Source organism: Methanosarcina sp. 1.H.T.1A.1 (assembly GCF_000979295.1).
Taxonomy (GTDB): domain Archaea; phylum Halobacteriota; class Methanosarcinia; order Methanosarcinales; family Methanosarcinaceae; genus Methanosarcina.
In genome coordinates this window covers 18,449-39,142 of record NZ_JJQY01000067.1, presented here as the reverse complement: position 1 = coordinate 39,142, position 20,694 = coordinate 18,449, and the positions used below count along the sequence as shown (strand labels likewise).

Annotated in this window: 16 protein-coding genes; 5 read left to right on the top strand and 11 right to left on the bottom strand. The window is 41.2% G+C overall.

The annotated features are described in order from the left end of the window. Nucleotides 1–423 precede the first annotated feature (423 nt). The 4 genes from EO95_RS06855 to EO95_RS06840 all read right to left on the bottom strand — a co-directional run bounded on the left by EO95_RS06855 (nucleotide 424) and on the right by EO95_RS06840 (nucleotide 4,104). Nucleotides 424–615: a hypothetical protein gene (locus tag EO95_RS06855; RefSeq protein WP_048133476.1), complete on the bottom strand. Its 192-nt coding sequence runs from the start codon at nucleotides 613–615 to the stop codon at nucleotides 424–426. Nucleotides 616–1,009: 394 nt separating this feature from the next. After that, nucleotides 1,010–2,224: a hypothetical protein gene (locus tag EO95_RS06850; protein ID WP_048133475.1), complete on the bottom strand. Its 1,215-nt coding sequence runs from the start codon at nucleotides 2,222–2,224 to the stop codon at nucleotides 1,010–1,012. 219 nt (nucleotides 2,225–2,443) lie between these two features. Next, complete coding sequence (locus tag EO95_RS06845) at nucleotides 2,444–3,583, bottom strand: hypothetical protein (protein WP_200895014.1); 1,140 nt, start codon at nucleotides 3,581–3,583, stop codon at nucleotides 2,444–2,446. A 116-nt stretch (nucleotides 3,584–3,699) separates the two neighbouring features. Beyond that, entirely contained in the window at nucleotides 3,700–4,104 is a 405-nt protein-coding gene (locus EO95_RS06840; RefSeq protein ID WP_235282897.1) for a transcriptional regulator, read from the bottom strand. A gap of 1,506 nt (nucleotides 4,105–5,610) precedes the next feature. On the opposite strand from EO95_RS06840, the gene EO95_RS06830 reads away from it, so the two are divergent. Together EO95_RS06830 and EO95_RS18200 are read left to right on the top strand one after the other, a co-directional pair. Then, nucleotides 5,611–6,558 carry a hypothetical protein gene (locus EO95_RS06830; protein WP_048133472.1) on the top strand — a complete coding sequence of 316 codons (948 nt, stop codon included), beginning with the start codon at nucleotides 5,611–5,613 and terminating at the stop codon, nucleotides 6,556–6,558. Between the two features lie 75 nt (nucleotides 6,559–6,633). Next, the gene (locus EO95_RS18200; protein ID WP_048133471.1) at nucleotides 6,634–6,849 is read left to right on the top strand and encodes a hypothetical protein; all 216 of its coding nucleotides are present in this window, start codon (nucleotides 6,634–6,636) and stop codon (nucleotides 6,847–6,849) included. A gap of 181 nt (nucleotides 6,850–7,030) precedes the next feature. On the opposite strand, the gene EO95_RS06820 is transcribed toward EO95_RS18200, so the two are convergent. Then, nucleotides 7,031–8,404, bottom strand: a complete 1,374-nt coding sequence (locus tag EO95_RS06820; protein WP_048133470.1) for a HEAT repeat domain-containing protein — start codon at nucleotides 8,402–8,404, stop codon at nucleotides 7,031–7,033. A 468-nt stretch (nucleotides 8,405–8,872) separates the two neighbouring features. Beyond that, nucleotides 8,873–9,571, bottom strand: coding sequence for a hypothetical protein (locus EO95_RS06815; RefSeq protein ID WP_048133469.1), 699 nt, complete (start codon nucleotides 9,569–9,571; stop codon nucleotides 8,873–8,875). 208 nt (nucleotides 9,572–9,779) lie between these two features. Here EO95_RS06815 and EO95_RS06810 point away from each other — a divergent pair, with 208 nt between their 5' ends. Next, complete coding sequence (locus EO95_RS06810) at nucleotides 9,780–10,523, top strand: carbonic anhydrase (RefSeq protein WP_048133468.1); 744 nt, start codon at nucleotides 9,780–9,782, stop codon at nucleotides 10,521–10,523. Between the two features lie 971 nt (nucleotides 10,524–11,494). On the opposite strand, the gene EO95_RS06805 is transcribed toward EO95_RS06810, so the two are convergent. Both EO95_RS06805 and EO95_RS06800 read right to left on the bottom strand, forming a co-directional pair. Continuing rightward, nucleotides 11,495–12,667, bottom strand: a complete 1,173-nt coding sequence (locus EO95_RS06805) for a type III PLP-dependent enzyme (protein WP_048133467.1) — start codon at nucleotides 12,665–12,667, stop codon at nucleotides 11,495–11,497. 651 nt (nucleotides 12,668–13,318) lie between these two features. Next, nucleotides 13,319–14,614, bottom strand: a complete 1,296-nt coding sequence (locus EO95_RS06800; protein WP_048133466.1) for an APC family permease — start codon at nucleotides 14,612–14,614, stop codon at nucleotides 13,319–13,321. 344 nt (nucleotides 14,615–14,958) lie between these two features. On the opposite strand from EO95_RS06800, the gene EO95_RS06795 reads away from it, so the two are divergent. Continuing rightward, a complete protein-coding gene (locus tag EO95_RS06795) occupies nucleotides 14,959–15,816 on the top strand; it encodes a hypothetical protein (protein ID WP_048133465.1) in 858 nt (285 codons plus the stop codon). A 240-nt stretch (nucleotides 15,817–16,056) separates the two neighbouring features. On the opposite strand, the gene EO95_RS06790 is transcribed toward EO95_RS06795, so the two are convergent. Then, complete coding sequence (locus EO95_RS06790; protein WP_048133464.1) at nucleotides 16,057–17,238, bottom strand: FprA family A-type flavoprotein; 1,182 nt, start codon at nucleotides 17,236–17,238, stop codon at nucleotides 16,057–16,059. Between the two features lie 499 nt (nucleotides 17,239–17,737). On the opposite strand from EO95_RS06790, the gene EO95_RS06785 reads away from it, so the two are divergent. Then, the gene (locus tag EO95_RS06785; protein ID WP_048133463.1) at nucleotides 17,738–19,258 is read left to right on the top strand and encodes a glutamine synthetase family protein; all 1,521 of its coding nucleotides are present in this window, start codon (nucleotides 17,738–17,740) and stop codon (nucleotides 19,256–19,258) included. A 374-nt stretch (nucleotides 19,259–19,632) separates the two neighbouring features. Here EO95_RS06785 and EO95_RS06780 read toward each other — a convergent pair whose 3' ends face one another. Both EO95_RS06780 and EO95_RS06775 read right to left on the bottom strand, forming a co-directional pair. Then, the gene (locus EO95_RS06780; RefSeq protein WP_048133462.1) at nucleotides 19,633–19,956 is read right to left on the bottom strand and encodes a YbjQ family protein; all 324 of its coding nucleotides are present in this window, start codon (nucleotides 19,954–19,956) and stop codon (nucleotides 19,633–19,635) included. A gap of 8 nt (nucleotides 19,957–19,964) precedes the next feature. Beyond that, nucleotides 19,965–20,186: a hypothetical protein gene (locus EO95_RS06775; RefSeq protein ID WP_048133461.1), complete on the bottom strand. Its 222-nt coding sequence runs from the start codon at nucleotides 20,184–20,186 to the stop codon at nucleotides 19,965–19,967. Nucleotides 20,187–20,694: the final 508 nt, after the last annotated feature.

Below are 20,694 nucleotides of genomic sequence, written 5' to 3'. Positions count from 1 at the left end.
TGTTTGATTGCTTTTTCCTCAATTCTTAAACAGGTAACACCTGGCTTTTGTGAAGGGTTTCCAGTTTTCTGGTGGCGAGGTATCCTTTCCAGATGTTAGTTCCCGTTTATTCCTTCTGACTGAAGCACCTTTCATATCGATGCTTTGTCAGGTGACTGCTCAGGAGGGACTTGAGGCAGTCAACCCCACCATGGGCATTTAATAATAAAAGCATACTTAGCTGAGAAAAGGAACTCTAAGGAATGAATTTCGCAATGAAGCTTTTCTAGGGGATTTTTGGCTAATTTATTCTTTAACCAGCCTCTAATCAATAATCAGAATCTCTATAAAGTATTATTATCTGTAAGGATTATTCAAAAGGGCATGCAGGCTTTCCCTGAAAGCTGTTTTCATTGGAATAAATTTCGGGATTCGGATATTGTATTAGTTCCACCATTCCGTTTGTCTCCATTTTTCATGGTTGATGTTTATGAGTAAAAATGAGACATGGGCAGCTCGAAATCCCGGAGCCTGAATATTGACCTTTGCAACGTCATTCGTCGTATCATGTCGTTCCTGGAAGTTAATCCATGAGTAGCTTGGTATTCTGATGCTGGTCTTCTTTATTGCCCACATTGTTCTCCGCTGGAGATAGCTAGTGTGCACCACAAAGAACTTTTTCAGAAGAGAAATGGAAATGAAAGCCTGTGTAATTATTGAGGTGAACTATATTTCTGTTGATTAAGGTTCAAGAAAAGCGGGGAAAAATTCCAGTTATTTGGAAAATTCCAGTCATTTGGAAAATTCCAGTCATTTGGATATACAAATAAGTTATTCAAATATACATACAGGTTATCCGGATATACAAATAAGTCATCCGGATATACAAATAAGTCATCCGGATATATAAATAAGTCATCCGGATATACGAATAAGTTGCTAGAATTTGCAAAGTTTGCGTGTGTTATCACGGTATGCAGATATGAAAAAACCATCGAGGATGTGAGATCGAGGGAAAGCACCGGGAACTTTATCTTCCCTCATCCCGCAGGATCACAACATTCCCGCGTCCCCGCTTGAACTTCTCTATCAGCTCTCTTCTTTCCAGGTCTGCAAGCATGAGGCTGACTTTTCCTTCGGAATATTTCAGCTTGCTGCGGAGATCTTTCTGGGTAATCCGGCCTCCCTGGCCCCGGATTATATCCATGATTTCCTGGAGATCCGCCGGAAGAGGGAAGTTCTTTTTGATAACAGGGGCTTCTGGTTCGGGAATCTTAGTGGGCTCAGGCACCAGTACTGGTTCTTCAGGAGATGTTTCTTTGTCTTCTTCTGCTTCCTGTTCAAGGTCTGCAGGTTCTATTTCAGGTATGGGATGCCCTTCTTTGCTTTCGGCCTGTTTTTCATTTTCCCTTACTTCAAGGCCTGATTCTCTTGAAAGCTGGGTTTCTACGGACTTTACCGGAAGCTTTTCCTGTTTATTTGTTTCCTGTTTATTTGCTTCCAGTTTATTTGCTTCCAGTTTATTTGTTTCCAGTTTATTTGTTTCCTGTTTATTTGCTTCCAGTTTATTTGTTTCCAGTTTATTTGTTTCCAGTTTATCGTTTTCTGGCTTATTTTTCTCCAGCTTATTTTCTTCTATACTTCTATGTTTCCGGAACTTGTAGCCGCCAGCTAAAAGGAGATACATCACAAGGGCTGTAAGCAGATAATATCCGGTTGAAGAGGTAGATCCGTTTATTTCGCTGGTTTCAGTGATACTCACATTACCAGCGCTTGAGTTGTCGGCATCTGAGTTGTTAAAAGCATCTGAATTACTATTGACTGCATTGACCGTTCGTATAATAGTGCTATTTTCCGTATCTTCCGGCTTTTCGGAAATCTCTCTTACTTCAGAATTGTCCATCAGTTCTTCGGAATAGACAGGGAGGAGGAGGAGATCAAGCACATAGCTTCCTTCTCCTTTAATTTTGACCGTCTCTTCGGTTGAATAGATAAGAGTACTGTTTTGATAATAACTGGCTTCAATAAGGTAATCTCCGGGCTCCAGTTCAAAAGAGTACAGGCCGTATTTAGCTACCATGGACTGGGCGGGGGTGGAGTTTACTTCAACCACAGCATTTTCCAGAGGTTCGAAGGTATCCCAGCCGTACACCTCTCCGTGAATTGTGGCTGTGCTGTCTGCCGAGGCAGGTCCCGCAAAAAGCACTGCGGCAGCAACGCAGATTATGTAAACATTCAGATTCATTTTTATCAGGAAACCCGGGCTACGGTTTGGATTCTCTTATCTTTTCGAACTTGATTCTCTCATCTTTTCGAACTTGATTCTCTTATCTTTTCGAACTTGATTCTCTTATCTTTTCGAACTTTCTTCATATATATTTTACATAACTTTACAGATTCTCTTTAATAAAGCTGATTCTCTTCAATAAAGTTACTTTTATCCCGGTTTCCGAACCATGTATGCCTACCGCAGCAATTTTATTCTCCATTCGTCCTGGTTTTTCTGGGCCCATTTTTCTTCCAAAAATGAGTTTACAGCCCATTTTTCTGCTGTCTTTATTCCATCGGCATCTTCAGTGCTGTATGTCCCGTTTCCAAATAAAGCCGCGTATCCTTCTCCATCTGCCTCAACAGTGATATTTTCGCCACTAAGCAATAGTATTTTTCGGGAACCGGAAATCTCCACATCCGCAGACTGTATATGGTAGATGAGCACATTTCCCGGTCGCCCATCTTTAATACTATGTGTGTAATTCCCTTCGATTTTGTTGTGGAAGCCGGAAATCTTGACATCCTCAGACTGCATGCGGTAGATGAGCACATTTTCCTTTCCCCCTTCTTTAACATCAAGTGTGTAATTCCCTTCGATATTGATTACAGAATCAGGAGAAAGATCCATTACTACCATTTCACCTTCTTGCAGGTGAAGATTGAGATCAAAACTGCCCATCAGGACAACTCTCCCTTCTCCTTTTGCACTGAGCCGGTCCGTTTCGTTCAATTCTTCATTTCCGGGCATAAGGCGCTTAAATTCTTCAAATATGTCTTTAAGGACCAGGTTGGCTCGAATCATGCTCTTCTGTGACTGGATCAGATACTCCTTTTCTGAGCTTTCGACTGGTAGTCCGTCTTCTGACTCTTCATTCATTCCAGGGCTGCTGTCTTCTCCGCCTGAGGAAGATGCTGCAAGGGCCCGGTAATGCTTTGCCTCTTCTACAAGGCCGTTGAATTCTTCAAGCAGGGATTCAAGCCTGTCCACGTCTTTTCCCTGCTCTTTAAGGTACTGAACCCCTGGCTCAAGCTTTGCAGATATAGCTTCTGCCTTTTTGATGTTCTCATCGAGCAGAAGTGTTGAATTTCGCAGGGAATGGGCTGACCCCTTACCCTCATAAAGCATACCCGGAGGCGGACCATGAGGACCTATATGCATGGCGGGTATCTCATAATCTCCTTTATTCAGGAATCCGGCGTAGGGATCAAAAATACTCCTGTAAAGGTCTCCTGGAGCTTTATAAGTAGAAGGCTGTGCCTGTGAATCAACACAACCCGAAATTACAATAACTCCCATAAGTATAAGAATCAAGGACAAGAGTTTGATTTTCATGCTGGTCTACGCCTTCTGGTAAATATCACTGGACTCCATATTTTTATATATGGTTTTATATTTTAATATTTGCTTTAGCTCCGAAAATTTTTCTCGAAAGCATGCCTGCGGCAATTTCATATTCCGGGCTCACAACAAATCCCCGAAAACTCAATCCCCGAAAACCCCGAAACATCCGATCCTTCCGGACTTTTCAGACTGAGCTGCCGGAGCATCGTTAAAATGAGGGACATATCCGGAATTTTTTTTCCTGGCAGAAGGATGATTATTTTCTCGACTGCCTCATACACCTTTATTTCTCTTCCTTTCCTGCTCCACTTTACCTGCCTTACTCTGATCAACCCGGCTTCGAGAAGAGAATCCAGGTTGTATTTGAGAGTATTCAGGCGCATTTCAAGTTCATCTGCAATATCAACCGCAGACATCGATCTCCTGTCAAGCAGCTTGAGGATCCTGACCGAAGTCTCATTAGAGAGAAGCCGGGCAATTTTCCTGGAATCTTCGGAAAGCTGCAGGATCAACAATTTTTCCTCCCCGGTTTTCAGGCATTTTTTGTCTCCGGTACGTTCTCTGAATAATATGATAATTGTTTCTGAATTATATGATAATTTATAGTAACTTCTCTAATAGCTTCTTTAAAGCGCTTATGAGAACTGTCAGGAATACCCGAAGCCGTTATTTTACAGGTATATTTTGCAGGTCTAATACAATATATGGTACAACATATGGTACAACATATGGTAAAACATATGGTCTCGATTATTTGCTTCAGCCGAACCTTTCATAATTGTACATTCAGAAATGGCACGGTGTGAAAGTGTATTTGAGGGTTTATTGAGTGAGGATTGCAGTGGGTTGGATGGTGTATCATTCGGTATATTCCTGACTGCAGATGTTGTATCTGGATTTAAAGATAAAAGCATACTTACTTTTCCAGTTCTATTAAATTATTGGGTTTAATAATTATCCTTTAAGAGGGCTTATTTTTACATTTAATGCTTTATAATCCTTAAATATCGCGTTTTAAGAGTCCTGATTTCCGGAAAACTCTTGAGCAATCTTATACTTTATTTATAAGCCGCCTTCACATTTGGGAAGCACATCCTGATTCCTGGTTCATATAAAACGAATCCCTCAAAATAACTTCATAGAAACCATATGTTGTAAACAGGTAAAGAACAAAAATCTATATCTGGCCTTGCTAATCTGCTGGCTTTGCCTTTTTGCCGCTTAAAAATTCAGGCCGTGTCCGTGAGTTGTTGATCAATTCTGAAAAAACGAGTGCACCCCCCATGTTGGAGGAAAATGAAAAGAGATTCTCATGTTCACGGTTTTCAATAACTCACCCCCACGACCAAAATTCATTATTTCTCCTAATTTCTTCCCCTGGGTTTTCTGTCTTTTTATATTATCTCTTAATTTCTTTACATGGCAAATGAACCTGAGTATCATTAACATGTGCCTTTTTTTCGGCTCATTTTTCATTACACTAATCTAAGGCAGGTGAAGATCTATGGAAAAATAGGTGGAATCTATGGAAAAAGAAGTGGAATCTATGGGAAAAGAAGCGAGCTAGCTGGTGAAGTTCTGCATTTCAGTACTCTGGGGTAGGTTTTCATACCTGACTTGATGGGCAGATCGCCTGTACTGCTGCACCCTAAAATCACTATATCCTAATCGATAGGGTATCCCTAACTGTTCAGGTGGCTAATCTATTACATACATTTCTCCAACATACATTTCTCCAACATACATTTCTCCAACATACATTTCTCCAGTTATAATCAATGGCCATTTAGAACTTTAATAAGTATCATACTATGTATTTAAGTTTAATTTCTTAAATAAAGTCTAATAAAAGCTTCTTTTCTAAATTTAATTCTTAATTTTCCTCTAATTCAGAAAGTAAGCTTATATTTAAGCCAGCTCATTTCAGGAATGTCAACCGGCGAAAAGCCGCCTGGCTTGAATTAAACAAAACAAAGTGAAACAAAGTGAATTAAATGAGTAATTGACGGAGGTATACTATGAAAAAACAAGCAATAAAATCAGTTGCCATTTTTGCGGTGGTACTGATGGTCTTAAGCATCATTCCTTATGGCGCTTTTGCTTTTGAAAATGGGACAAGTACAGATCAAACAAGTGCAACAAATGAAAAAGAATTTGGAAAGATGATGCCAGGAGGTATGAGGCATGGGGGTGCAGGGCTGAATGGAATGCTTGGCATGGGTTTTTGTCCTGCTGAAAATATAACCGAAGAAAATTTCACCGATATTCAGGCTGAAATGCTTAATTCAATTACTGAAAAGATTGCTGAACTTCAAAGCATGTATAGCAACGTAAGCGAGGCTTCAACTGCAGAGGAGTTACAGGCGGTTTTGCTCGCAGAAAGGCAGGCAAATGCTGAAAGGGCGGGTCCTGGAGAAAAGAATGGATTCCCCGGTGAAATGTGTGGACTGTGTCTCTTTGAAATCGGAAACATAACCGAGGAAAACTTTACTGATGTACAGACTGAAATGCTTGATTCCCTTCAAAATATGACGGAACAGCTCGAAGATATACAGACCCGGCTCACAGAAGCAGGTGAAGACGACAGGGCTGAAGAGCTCGGTGAGAAAATCGCTGAGCTTCAAAACTTATCTACTGAAGTGAGGGAAGCTTCAACGGCTGCAGAACTGAATGAAATTATATTTGCTCACCTGCAGACACAGGCAGTTGATTCCCTTGAAAAGAAAATTGAGTTCCTTAACGCCAGGATTGCAGAGGATGGAAACACAAACGATGAACAGCTTGAGGACAGGATTACAGAACTCACTGCCCTGATTGCAGATGTCAAAGGTGCTGAATCCCTTGATGAACTCAGAGAAATAATATCCTCTGAAACTGGAAAAGGTCTGATGCAGCAAGGCGGTCGCGGAAAAATACCAGGGTGCTCTGACAGAATGCAGAGGCTTAATGCAGAATTACAGTGCTGAGGTCTGAGCCTCTGAGATAATCAATTAAAATCCCTCCTTTGAAGATCCAGTGTAAGAAACCCAAACTGAAAATCTATGTTAGGAGATCAGTCCACTAAAATCCATGCAAGGAGCATATCAGTCCAGAAAAAATCGAAAAGGCTTCTGAAGGAAGCCCCTCAAAACTACACCAGATATGATACAGAAACCAATATAAAGGGAATGGATAGAGAGATAGAGTATCATACTCCTCTTCCTTTCTTTTTCTGGTATCGTTTACCTTCAGGATACCTGGATGAGTTTTGGGATTAGTTTTTTCCGATTACAGATTCCAAAGTATGATCCGAGTTCAAGATTGATTAGAGGTTAGATTGATTAGAGGTTAGATTGATTAGAGGTTAGATTGATTGGAAGTCATATGCATGAAGCTTTTTGATTTGATTAAAATCTTTAACCTGAAAAATATTTCCATATTGTAACCTTTTCAGGTGCCTTATTCCGAAACCTCGAAGCTTGAATTTCCGATGCTTTTTACCTTTTCCAGTGCAATGCCGGATTTCTCAACATTTTCGAGAGCCTTTGATGCAGCTTTTCTTACGGCAGTGTCAGGATTCTCAAGTGCTCTTGCAAGACCTGAAATTGCTTCAGGCGTGCCTATTTTTTCGAGTGCAGAGATTACCGCTTTATGTATCAAAGCCTCAGGGTCTTCAAGGATTTTTATCAGTTCAGGAACAGCTTCTTTTGCCTTCAGGTCTCCAAGTGATGCTGCCGCCGCCTCCTGCACAGTACTTTTTGTATCATGGAGAGCTTTCAAAAGCCCTGGAATAGCTTCTGTTTTTCCTGTCTTTCCAAGTCCCAGAGCTGCAGCCTCCCGGACCGAATTGTCAGTGTCATCAAGGGCCTTAACCAGACCTTTAACGGTTTCAATCGTCCCGATTTTCCCAAGGGCACTTACTATTATTTTCCTTACAGGACCATCGTAGATATCAAGGGCTTTTACAAGGCCCAGAGCAGCTTCAGGGGAAGCGATATCCACAAGGGCATCCGCAGCCCGGCTTCTCAGATACCAATCTGAATCATCAATCTCCCTCAAAAGGGCGGAAACGGCTTCAGGTGTGCCTACTTTCCAGAGAGCTTCTATTGAAGCCTTTCTTACGTTTCTGTCAGAAGAATCCAGTGCCTTTACAAGAACGGGTACTGATTCTGATGCACCTATTATTTTGCGGAGGGCTTCTGATGCCGCCTCCTGTACTGGTTGTCTTGAATCCTTCAGTGTTTCCATTAGATTTGTAAGGACATCCGGATTGCCTCTTTTTCCAAGGGTTTCTACAGCTTGCTGCCTTACCCTGTTATCCGGGTCTTCAAGCGCTTTTATAAGCCCGCAGGCTGCTTCATAAGTATTTATTTTCCCAAGGGCCATTATTGAGATTTTTTTCAGGGGGCTATCTGAACAACCAAAAGTTTTCGTAAGCCCTGAAACAGCTTCTGGAGACCCAATTCTCATCAGAGCTTTTACCGATTCTTTCTGTACGAACTTATCCGAATCACTGAACCCTTTAACAATTCCGGAAACTGCCTCTGGAGTGCCTATTTTTCCGAGAGCAATTATTGCAGTCTTTTTTACAGAACTTTCAGGATCGGCAAGCATTTTTGTCAGCTCCGGTACCGCTTCAGGGTCATTAATTGTTCCCAGAGCTTCTGCAGCAGCAGTTTTTACCTTCGGGCTGGAGTCTTCAAGTGCTTTAAGTAGAATGGGAACCGCATCAGGGTCTCCGGTTTCCCCCAGATCTTTTGCAGCAGCTGCCCTGTTCCCCGCGAAAACAGAGCGTTCTACCTTCTTTTTCAAACTCTTTGTATTCTCATTCATTTCTTTCCATCCCCAATAAATGTAAAGACCCATCTATAAATCTTGAAAAATTTCAGGCTATTTTTAATATATATTGTAAGCCTTTAAAAAATAATTATTTGTACAATGTTATTATTAGAAAGTTAGTGCTTCAGTAAGTTGAAGTTCTATTATGTGAACATTTAATTTAGAGCATGAAAATCTGTAAATTCCCCTATTAATATTTTATATAGCTTATCCCCTAACACAGTCTATTTTTTAATATATTACACTCAAAGATATAAGAACTTTTAGATTGTTGATTCTGAATAATTTAAAAACATAAAGGCTTTCAAGTCAGGCTTTCAAGAAAGGAAAGATAATATTGAAAGATAATATTGAAAGATAATATTGAAAGATAATATTGAAAGATAATATTGAAAGATAATATTGAAAGATAATAAGGAACAATTCTTTGGGAGATTCTTTCAGTAAAGGATACTGAAAACATCAATAGAGAGAAATGGTGAATGAAGGAAAATAATAGTAAGCTCCGAGTAGAATAAATAAGCTAACTGCAGGTACTGTGATATTGTCGTCCATATTTTCTATTCTTTCCACGAATGAGCATACTATTCCTGCAAGAACTCCTGCCGCCCCCATTTTTGCGCCGATAATTATGCACAGCACGAGCATACCTGCAGTCCCTTCCCAGGCTTTTGTTCTTTTATTATATTTCAGGTTCCTTATTATTCCAGTAATCCCGTCTCCGTATGCCATGAAAAGCACCGGAATCACTCCAAGCCAGAAAGTCCTGTCAATATACCAGGTAAAAAACACTATCAATCCCCAGCTCAATGTGAAATCCACATCATAAATGTTTTCCGGGTCCTGGAACCAGTACATCCGCCTGTTAAGTTTATGTGGCACATATGTCGCAAGAGCAAGCCCTAAAGCCATCACTGCCGGCAGGATAGGTTCGTGAGCAACAAAGGGGAGCAGCATTGCCGTCAACCCGCCTGCTAAAAAATGGATTGCTTTTCTGGAGAAGTATATTGAAGAATTGATTGACCTTCCCTTTTTCAGAGAAGATTCGTACACTTTTTTTGAGAGAACAAGGAGAACAAACAAATTCCAGACTGCGAGCACCGAAAATACAGGCAGGTCGGAAACTATTAATTTCCAGGGAACTTGAAGCACAGCCTCCATAACATCCTCTATATCTTTTAAATATAAGGCTTTTTGGATTTGATAAAGACCCAGATAAATTGAGCTTACTGATAAGTTATATTGAAAATGTTTGCACGTCCAGTTTCCAGATCAAAATATTTCTACATTTATTTTTTTATCTATTTTTAAATAAAAATAGAAATGTCTAAATAATTTATACTCTTCACGCTGTTATTGGAGGACTTCTATGAAACTTAACAGGATCTTTATGGCTCTTCTTCTATCCCTGGCACTCACCCTCGCTGTAAGCGGGTGTGTCTCGCAGGGCGGAGAAATAGAAGAAGGCGAAAGTGTGGAAGCAGAGGTTGAGAGCGAGGTTTCGAACATCCAGGCAAATCCTGTGACTCCCTGGAATCCCGAACCAACCGAACCGATTATTGACCCAACTGCCTACATCCACCCCCAGGCAGCAGTAATAGGTGATGTAACAATAGGCGCCAGTGTAATGGTTTCCCCGATGGCTTCAGTCCGGAGCGACGAAGGCATGCCGATTTTTGTTGGAGACGAGACCAATATCCAGGACGGAGTTGTGCTCCATGCCCTTGAGACGATTGATGAGGAAGGCGAGCCTGTGGAAAATAATCTAGTTGAGGTTGACGGTAAAAAATACGCAGTTTACGTTGGAAAAAGGGTTTCTCTTGCCCACCAGTCCCAGATCCACGGCCCTGCCTATGTTGGAAACGACACATTCATTGGCATGCAGGCCTTCGTTTTCAAGGCTAAGGTAGGAAACAACTGTGTGCTTGAACCGACATCAGCAGCAATTGGTGTAACTATCCCTGACGGCAGATACATCTCTGCAGGTACTGTAGTAACCTCTCAGGCTGAAGCAGACCGGCTGCCCGAAATTACGGATGACTATGCCTACAGGCACACTAATGAAGCCGTAGTATATGTAAATGTCAACCTGGCTGAGGGATACAACGCATAACAACACTACTGTTAAAGTAGAAGCCGTTAAAGTAGAATAATAAACAGAGCATATGGAAAAGGAAATATGCAGGAGATAAAATTTCAAAAAATTCAATGGTCTTTTAACTAAAAAAACCTTTACCGAATCTTTATTTTCTTTGCCCGGAACTACCTGCCTTTTCCTGCTTTCGGGCAAACTCACTATTTTGCGGTCTTTTTCTCGCAAGAGTTCTGGACTTATTGTTTCAACAAGAAAAGGCAATTTTAAAACCTGGCAAAAGACCACGCATATGTGTTATCGCGCATACCTGATGAGCACAATATATAATAAATTTAGACATTTAGACATTTAGGAACGGTCATAAGGTTTATTTAAAATAAATACATTATAAAAAAGAGCAAGTCTTACTGAAAATTAATTCGGAAGTAAAGGTCTTTTGAGAATTTTGTTTAAAATTAATTATTTGTTTAGAAGTAGATGGTAGGGTTCGAGTCCCTATTCTCGAGATCCCTACCTGCGATCCAACCCTAGATTGAGAGGAAACCCTATTACTCTCAATCTACTATCTTTTATAACGATGCGGTAATATATATCATCACCGACCCGAAAAACCTTTTTTGATTCAAATTTTCAAATTGGCCATATATTTTCTTTGCGATTAAACTTTCAACGGCGTTGAATATTTTAGCCTAAATATAATAAAAAAGTATTTTTATAAATATCATTTACAGCACTTACGTCATCTGATTACCAGATTGTAGTTTGTTTGATAAAACATCAATCCAGCAATCTGTTATTCCACATAATATCAGTTTCCCACTTCCTTTATGCTATTAAAAGAAACTTAATGCCGGAAACGTCCCCAGGTGGCCTGAGTACCTATTTTTTGACTCCTGAACCACATCTTAACCCACAGGTAAATATAAGCGCCTCCGCTAACTTATCTGGCGGTCAGTCGAAAAACAAAAAATAGTAAGGGCATCTGCCCTTTAAATAATGTAGGCTTTGAGAGGTGGAAAGCCGTTAAAATTCACGGAACAGTAACTCTGGGTGTAAGCTCCGGTAGTGAAGATATATACACGGTTACCTTCTCTCATAGTATGAGGGAATGAATACTTATGGTGCTCATAGAGGATGTCCATGCTGTCGCAGGTGGGGCCTGCAAGGATGACCTCTTCTGCACATCCTTTTTTATCACAGAAAATGGGGTATTTGATGCATTCGTCAAGGGTCTCAATAAGGCCGCCGAACTTTCCGATATCAAGATAAACCCACTTGTACTGGTTGAACCTGGCTTTCAGGGAGATCATAACGACTTCACTTACGATTATGCCAGCATCGGCAACCAGAGAACGCCCTGGCTCGATAATGATTTCGGGAAGCTCTTCTCCGAAGTCGTCATGCAAAAAGCGGCGGATTTCACTGGCATAAGTCTCAAGGTCGTGGGCCTGAGCCTGATATTTTGCGGGGAAGCCTCCACCGAGGTTAATCATTTTCAGCTGAATTCCTTTTTCGGCCACTGCTTCAAAAAGGTATTTGCACTTGGAGATTGCATTGTCCCACTGCCCGATATCCCTTTGCTGGGAACCAACATGGAAAGAAAGCCCATAAGGTTCAAGCCCGAGCTTTTCGGCTTTCAGAATCAGTTTGTATATCAGGTCCGGATGGGAGCCGAATTTTCTAGAAAGTGGCCAGTCTGCACCATCACTTTCTGTAAGGATCCTGAAAAAAACCCTTGAGCCGGGAGCTTTTCGGGCTAACTTTTTCAAATCACTTTCTGAATCAGTAACAAAGAGCCTTACTCCTTTCTCATAGGCATAACCTATGTCCTTTTCTTTTTTGATCGTGTTTCCATAACTTATCCTCTCGGGCTCTACCCCGAGCCTTAGCAACTGATCAAGTTCGTAAACAGTTGCAACATCAAAGTTGGAACCTTTGTTCTTCAGAGCGAGCACTACCTTATCCATAGGATTGGCCTTTACAGCATAGTGAATTTTTGCAAAAGGCATGTGCTCTACAAGATCGTCATAACTTCGCTCTATTCTCTGAAGATCAATGATCAGAAATGGTGTTTCTTTATCCCGGGAGAACTTTTTAATTTTGTTAAAGTCTTCTCTTGGAATGAAATCCTCCAGCGGGAACTCATAAGGCTCTTTTCTCATATCTACTCCCTTTTTTAACCTGAAATTATTTGTAAGCAGAACTGAAACTTTATTATGGTCTGAGTGACAAATCCGTTTAAAAACTATTTAGTTCTATTTAGGCAGTTCTGTTTATAAATTTTTAGTATACTCCGGATTTATTTCAGTTTTGAAATTTATAATTTATAATATAGATAATCCCTGAAATAAAACGAATCAAATTGGATTTTATGTATATAAAACTAATTCTTGTTGAATATCAAGACCCAATACTAACTAAAATCGAAAAATATTCATTATAAATCGTCAGATCTTGGAAAAAAGCCAAATTAATCTTTTTTAAGCAATTAAATCTATATATATGCTTTTTTTGCCTATTAAAAGCATTAAAAGCCCATTTCTAATTATTGAACATTCCAGAAACACCTGTATGTTCCGGAAATATACAGGCGCCTTTTAAACCTGAAGAAGTAATTTAATCCTATAAAAAAGAAAAAAAACACTTTTTGAGTGACTAAATAAATATTAAAGCTTTTTTAAGCCATTAATTATATAAATATCTTCTAATTTGGTTTTTTATAATTAGCTCAAATGCCTTTGTTTGACTCAACTGTATAAATAATATTTATGTCTGTGTGAAATTTACTATAAGATAACTAGAATTAAAGAAAATCAGCCAGCCGGAATCTCAGCCGACTCTTTTCTGGTTTTAAGCAGCACTATAAGTACGCTTATCCCTGCAAGGAAAAACCCGTAAACCATGACTTCTTTACTGATCTGGGAAAAAAGAAAAACAGCAGATAGAGCACCAAGAGCCGGAAACAGGGGCAAACGGCCGATGCTGAACGGCACTCTAAAAGGGCGTTTTCTTCCCGGGTCGGTGTATCGGAGCTTTATAAGGGAAATATTGACTATAAAAAAGACAATAAAAATCATGAAATTCGCAATATTTGCTACCGTTGTTATGTCTCCGAGGAGGATGAACAGACTCGAAAAGCATGTAATTCCGAAAATTGCAGTCCAGGGAGTCTTGAAGAAGTGGTGTACACGTGCGAAGATTTTCGGAAGCGAACCTGCGTCTGCCATGCCGTAGACAATCCTTGACCCTCCAAGCATAACCACAAGTACGGTGTTCGTTGTGGAAAAAAGCGCGATCCAGGAAAGAAGGATAAAAGCCTTATTCCCAAGAGAGACCGCCGCAACATCAGCAAGCGGAATATCTGAAATTCCGAGAACCCGAAAATCAAGCACACTTACAGTAGCTACTGCCACACAAATATAGAGGAAAACAGTGACGAAGATGGCAATAAGCAAAGCTTTGGGAGTTGTTTTCTCTGCATCTATTGTTTCCTGGGATAATCTCACAATATCCTCAAAACCCAGAAATGCAAAAATAATCAGGGCAGAAGCCTCAAAGACTCCTGAGAGGTTCGGAGTCTCAAAATAATTTACCGTACCAAGATAAGGAATTCCCACGTAAATAATAATCAGAAGTCCCGAAAGTTCTATAAAAGTCATGAGAATAGCCAGCCGTGCGGACTCCTTGATGCCGTAAACCATGATAAAGCTGAGGACAATAAACAGGCTTACTGCCGCTATTATAATTCCACCCCCGAAAAGGTTACTGAAGTACCTTCCGAAGCCGAGAGCAACCGCAGAGCCGGTAATTGCTACATAATAGATAACTAGCAGCCCTACAAATAGACCCGTACGTTCTCCAAAAGCTCTTTTTGCAAACTCATACTCCGCCCCTGCTCGGGGATACATTGAAGAAAGCTCCATATAACTAAGGGCGGAAAGTGCAGCAGTAAATCCTGCAAACAGAAAGGAAAACCAGACCATATTGCCTGCAAGTCCTGCAGCTTTTCCCATCAGCACATAGATCCCGGCTCCAAGAATATTGCCAATTCCTACCAGAGTAATTTCCGGTAAACTCAGGTCCCTTTTTAGTTCAGATTCCCTTTCCATAAGAAAACCCCTTTTTCGTAAGAAAACTCCTTATCTGAAACTTGAAATCAGGACCTGAAGGTAATCTTGAAAATTGAACCTCGGGCCTGCTGAAAAGACCAGGTCCGGAAAAGCCTATAACCAGACCTACTAAACAGATCTATTATGCACTATGTTCTATGCGCTATGTTCTCGAAAATTATTTTTGATATAAAGCCTTATTTTCCATAAATCATAATTTCCTTAATTATGTTAACTTCAATAATTATATCACAGATGAAATTCTATTTATGAATTCCGGATAATAAACACAAAAGTTAAACATTTTCACAAAAGTTAAACATGTTCAGCTCGCAGAGGTAAGAATGAAGGTTGAAAGGCTAAGTTCACTTACTCGCTCAATAGACCTTGATTATCCCACAAACAGGGCAATTGTGGTAATTACCCTGCTTTTCCTCTTTGGAATCTCAGGCTTTCAACTTTTCCTGGGAAGAAATATTTCTGCAGCTTTGTACTCAGGCTTAAGGGCAGGAGCAGCGGTATTTCTTGCCTGGGCATTTGGAAGGGAACTGGACCCGGACAACGAACTCTCTGCGTTTTTTGCAGCTTTTTTGGGCTGCACAGGCTTTCTATTTTTCCCGTCTCCTTTTTTGCTTGGTCTCTTCCTGGAACTCCTGCTTATTCGTATAGTTAACAGGAGTACCGGGATGCCTTCAAAAACTTCCGATTCTCTTGCGGTACTTCTGCTTTCAGGCTGGATTTCGCTGCAAGGAAACTGGATTTTTGGTTTATTTACTTCACTTGCATTTTTACTGGACTCTTTCCTTCCTGCACCCAATCGTCACAACCGAATCTTTGGAGGAGCGGCCTTTATAGTTTCAGTACTTGCTTTCTTAAAGGCTGCAGGACAAGAAAACACTTCTCTGAATATAGAAAGCACTTTTCCGGCTATTCAATCAGGCTTATTCATGCTAACAGTTTCTCTCCTTTTTATTCCCCTTGTCCTTAGCTCCAGAAAAATAAAATCCGGAGGGGACATGACAGGAATTCCTTTAGATCCTCTTCGGATGCAGGCAGCTCAGCTGACAGCTCTGCTGAGTGCAGGTTTGTTGACAGCTCTAAGAGGATGGGCAGGAGCCGAAAGCCTCATGCCTTTATGGGGAGCAATTTTAGGCGTTTCCCTTTACGGATATTTGCACATGCTACTGAAAAAAATTACATAAGGATTCTCAGCCAGATTAATCCATTAGCCATATTTACCTCTCAGCCAGATTAACCAATTAGCCATATTTACCTCTCAGCCAGATTAACCAATTAGCCAGATTAACCAATTAGCCAGATTAACCCATTAGCCAGATTAACCAATTAGCCAGATTAACCGTATCTTGTTGACGTGGAAGAGCCTTAGAGTTCTTCCTGATAGGATTCTTCAGGCAGAACTCTTCCTCCTGCAATTCACGGAGTCATGCTTTCATTTTTTGAGCCAGTTCTCTGCCTATTTCCTCTACTCTTTTTAAGTCTTCTTCACTAGCTTTGCCTTTCACCTGAAGGGTTCCTACAATCTCCATTTTCAAAGGAGCCAGAATTTCTCCTGCCTGCTTCAGCGCCCCTCCACCCCAGCCAAAGGACCCGAGCACAACCCCATACTTTGCCGGTGGGTTGAGAGCTTTTACCAGAGACGTGCCGTAAAGGGCAATCGGGTGCATGCCTCCAAGAACTGTCGGCGCTCCAAGGATAAGAGCACGGGAATCAACCAGTTCTCTTGCAACATCTCCTATATCCGAGACTGCAAGATCATACATCCTGACATCCACTCCTTCTTTTAGCAAGGTTTCTGCAATTGTCCGGATCATCTCTCTAGTTGAGCCCCACATGCTCACATAAACAATAAGGGCTTTATTCTCGGTTTTTCCTGCAGTCCATTTCGCATATGGATCCATAATTCTCTTCGGGTTTTTGTAAACAGGCCCGTGGCTGGGGGCAATAATTTCGATATCCAGGTCCTTTATCTTTTCAAGAGCCTTTGCCCCCATTTTCCCGAAAGGCATCATAATTTCTCCGTAGTAGCGTTTTGCAAAAGGAATAAGCTCTTCGATATCTTCATCATAGATGCCCTGAGCTGTATGGGCTCCGAAAAAATCGCATGGAAAAAGGACTTTGTCTTCAGGCAGGTATGTGAACATTGTTTCAGGCCAGTGGAGCCAGGGTGCTTCTATGAAACGAAGGGTCTTTCCTCCCAGATCAAGACTATCTCCTTCAGCAACGATTTTGATCCGGGCTTCAGGCAGCTCATGGTAGAGCCTGGCCATCTTTACTCCTTTCTCAGTTGTGACAAATAGGGCATCAGGAGCTTTTTCAAGGATAAATCGAATTGCATTGGCATGATCCGGTTCGGCATGGTTCATTATCAGGTAATCAAGTTTTTCCAGGTCCGAGACCATATTGATTTTTACCTCTAGTTCCTCTTCAAAACCCGGATTCACGGTATCTATGAGGGCTGTTTTCTTCTCGCCTTTTACGAGATAAGAATTGTAGCTGGTACCCTCTGGCAGAGGGATTAAAGAATCGAACATCCTGCGGTTCCAGTCTTTTGACCCGACCCCAAAAATATTCCTCGCAATCTCTGGAATATTATAAGTTTCCATACTTTTCCTCCATTCTCCCTTATGGAATAATCAAGAATCTGCCATAAAAAAATCTGCCATAGAAAATCCTGCCATAGAAAATCTGCCATAGAAAATCCTGCCATAGAAAATCTGCCATAGAAAACATATTGAAATCTCTGGCTGTCCCCACCAATCTTATAATTTGTTATAGTTATATTTATTAAATATCTATATCACATTCGTCCAATATATTTATTGGGCAAAAACCCTATTTTCTCCTGTCCGTCGGTCCGAAAAACAGAATTATGCAGAACAAGCCCAGGATGATCATCCGCTGTTTATATTTCCTCTAAAAAATAAAAAATAGAAAACTTTATATAGACCGCAGTAAGTTATCTCTTTCCTAGTCAGGCAGAAATTTACTAAATTACGATTAATACGGCAATCATTAAGCCTGAACAATATTGTTATTGAAATGAGGCTTTGAATACTCGAATATTCCAATCAAACATATTTCAATCAATAAGAAGGGATAACAATGAAAACATCATCTGTAGAACTGAATCCGAACAGCCTGGTACAGTACCTTAAGAAGCCAGCAAACGAATTCACCAAAGACGACATCATAAAGTTCATCAAAGAAAACGGCATTAAGATGCTGACCTTCCGCTATGTTGGTGGAGACGGCAGGCTCAAAGCCCTCAGCTTCGTTATCAGAAATGAAGAACACCTTGACGCCGTGCTTTCTACCGGAGAAAGAGTGGATGGATCCAGTCTTTTCAAATACATAGAAGCCGATTCAAGCGACCTTTACGTCGTCCCGAAATACCGAACTGCTTTTGTAAACCCGTTTGAGGAAATCCCGACTCTTGATTTACTCTGTTCTTACTTCGACAAGGATGGAAATCCCCTTGCAAGCTCTGCTGAAAACATCATGAAGAAGGCTCATGCTGTTCTGAAGGATGAAACCGGGTACGAGTTAAATGCAATGGCTGAACTCGAGTATTACATCATCAGCGACAAAGAACAGATTGATACTGACTTCCCGGCTGTTGACCAGAGAGGCTACCACGAAGCAGGCCCCTTCACTAAGTTCGACCAGCTCAGGAAAGATGCCATGCTCGCAATCGCCGAAGCTGGCGGATCAATCAAATACGGACACTCTGAAGTCGGAAACTTTACCGATGAAAAGTACTACTACGAGCAGAACGAAATCGAGTTCGAGACCACAAGCCTCGAGGATGCTGCTGACCGCCTGATCATCGGAAAATGGGTGCTCAGGATGCTTGCAGCCCAGTATGGTGTTTCAGTCAGCTATGCCCCGAAGATCACCGTCGGAAAGGCAGGCAGTGGACTACACATCCACATGAAGCTCATGAAAGATGGCAAGACTGCAACCGTCGAGAACGGAGGACAGCTCACCGATGCCGCAAAGAAAGCAATCGTTGGCTGCCTGGATATTGCCGGATCAATCACTGCTTTCGGAAACAGGATCCCGACATCCTACCTGCGTCTTGTACCTCACCAGGAAGCTCCAACCAATATCTGCTGGGGAGACAGGAACCGCTCTGCCCTTATCCGTGTGCCTCTCGGCTGGTCCGGGGAAGCAAGCAAGATGATCACCATCGCAAACCCGAACTACAGCGAAGAACTCAAGGACCACTCCAGCAAGCAGACCTACGAGTTCCGTGCAGCTGACGGTTCTGCTGACGTCTATCTCCTCCTCGCAGGGCTCTGTGTCGGTACCCGTCACGGTCTCCAGATGGACAATGCCCTTGAACTTTCCAAGAAGCTGTACATCAGTGTAAACATCTTCAAGGACGAGCACAAGGACAGGCTTGCCGAACTTGAGCACCTCCCTGCTTCCTGCTACGAGTCCGCCCAGGCCCTGAAGAAACAGAAGGATATCTTCATGCAGTACGATGTCTTTACCGAGGGCATGCTCGATGGAATCATTGGTGGCCTTGAAGCCTTCAATGACTACCAGCTGAGCGAGAAACTCTACGGTAAGACAGAAGAAATCAAGAGACTTGTGGACACTTACATCCACGTCGCTTGATGTCGACTGTAATGATTTAAAAACAAATCTTTTTTTCTTTTTTCTTTTTTCCTGCCGGAAAAAAGAGCAGAGGCTCTGCTCCTGTGGGGCAGAGTCCCTGTAAAAAACGATTTTCCTCCTTTTGTAACTTTTTCGGTGCCCTGAAGGTACTATATATACCTCACAGGATTAAAAAGATCTAATTGAATAGTTTACTAAAAAAGGAAAGCAGCCACCGAATTGAAAATATTCATAAACTAAAGCCTGATTAACAGGAATAGCCTTCTCCGGTTGTTTGTTAACTGCGCAGTGAAGACTTATTCCCTGAGGAACAATGATTATTCCTTTGATTATTCCTTGATTATTCCTTGATTATTCCTTGATTATTCCTTTGATTATTCCTTATCCCTTATCTTTACAGCCGTTCCGTATGCAAGCATCTCGGCTGCTCCTGCCATTACCATGGAGGTCATGAACCTGACATTTACCACGGCATCGGCTCCCATCTTTTCGGCATCCTCAACCATGCGGTTGATCGCCTTCTCCCTTGCCTCTTCAAGCATCTCGGAGTATTCTGTCAGTTCGCCCCCTACGACGCTGCGCAGACCTGACATAATATCCTTGCCAATATGCTTGGCCTGAATGGTACTGCCACGGGCCATTCCAAGAGTACGTGTGATCTCCTTTTCTGCTATTGTATCCGTAGTTGCGATTATCATGTTCTCACCTAGTATCTCCTTTCAATCTCCTTATCCTTGACACTCATTTTTTCCTTTATCAGGATCAATAAAACCAGCCCTATACCTGCTACAATTGCCGTGATAGATATTTTAAGTATGAGGCTGGACTCTGTGGTAAAAATATCATAAAGGGCATATCCCACCAGCAAGATTAAGCCTGTGACTGTCAGTCCTATGCCAAGATTTCTAACTGCTGTGTTGCTGTTCATAAGAACACCTCTTCAAACAAAATTGGAAATCACCACAGAACCCAGGTTGCTTGAGAAATTCTATAAGTACAGGATATACTATATCATTTTCTTTATATTTATAGACATGTTTTATCTTATGTAAATTTCCTATAATGCAACTTTCCCTTTACAGAATCATGGCAGAATAGAAAAAACTTCGCAAAAACGAAAACATGAGAAACAAATGAAAAGGGAAAGAAGATAGGGAAAAGGAAAGAGGAAAAGGAAAGAGGAAAAGGAAAGAGGAAAAGGAAAGAGGAAAAGGAAAGAGGAAAAGGAAAGAGGAAAAGAAAAAGGAAAGAGGAAAAGAGAACACATCAATCATAATTTTGGAAGTTCCAATATTATGAGAACAGGTCAAAAACCTGATGTATTCAACTGTTATTTAACTATAATATTAACCCACTGTAAGTAAATACTTATTATAGTGTGAAACATAGGGGGATGTAACTGCTTTTTAAGATGTTGCATCATAACTGAATTTTCG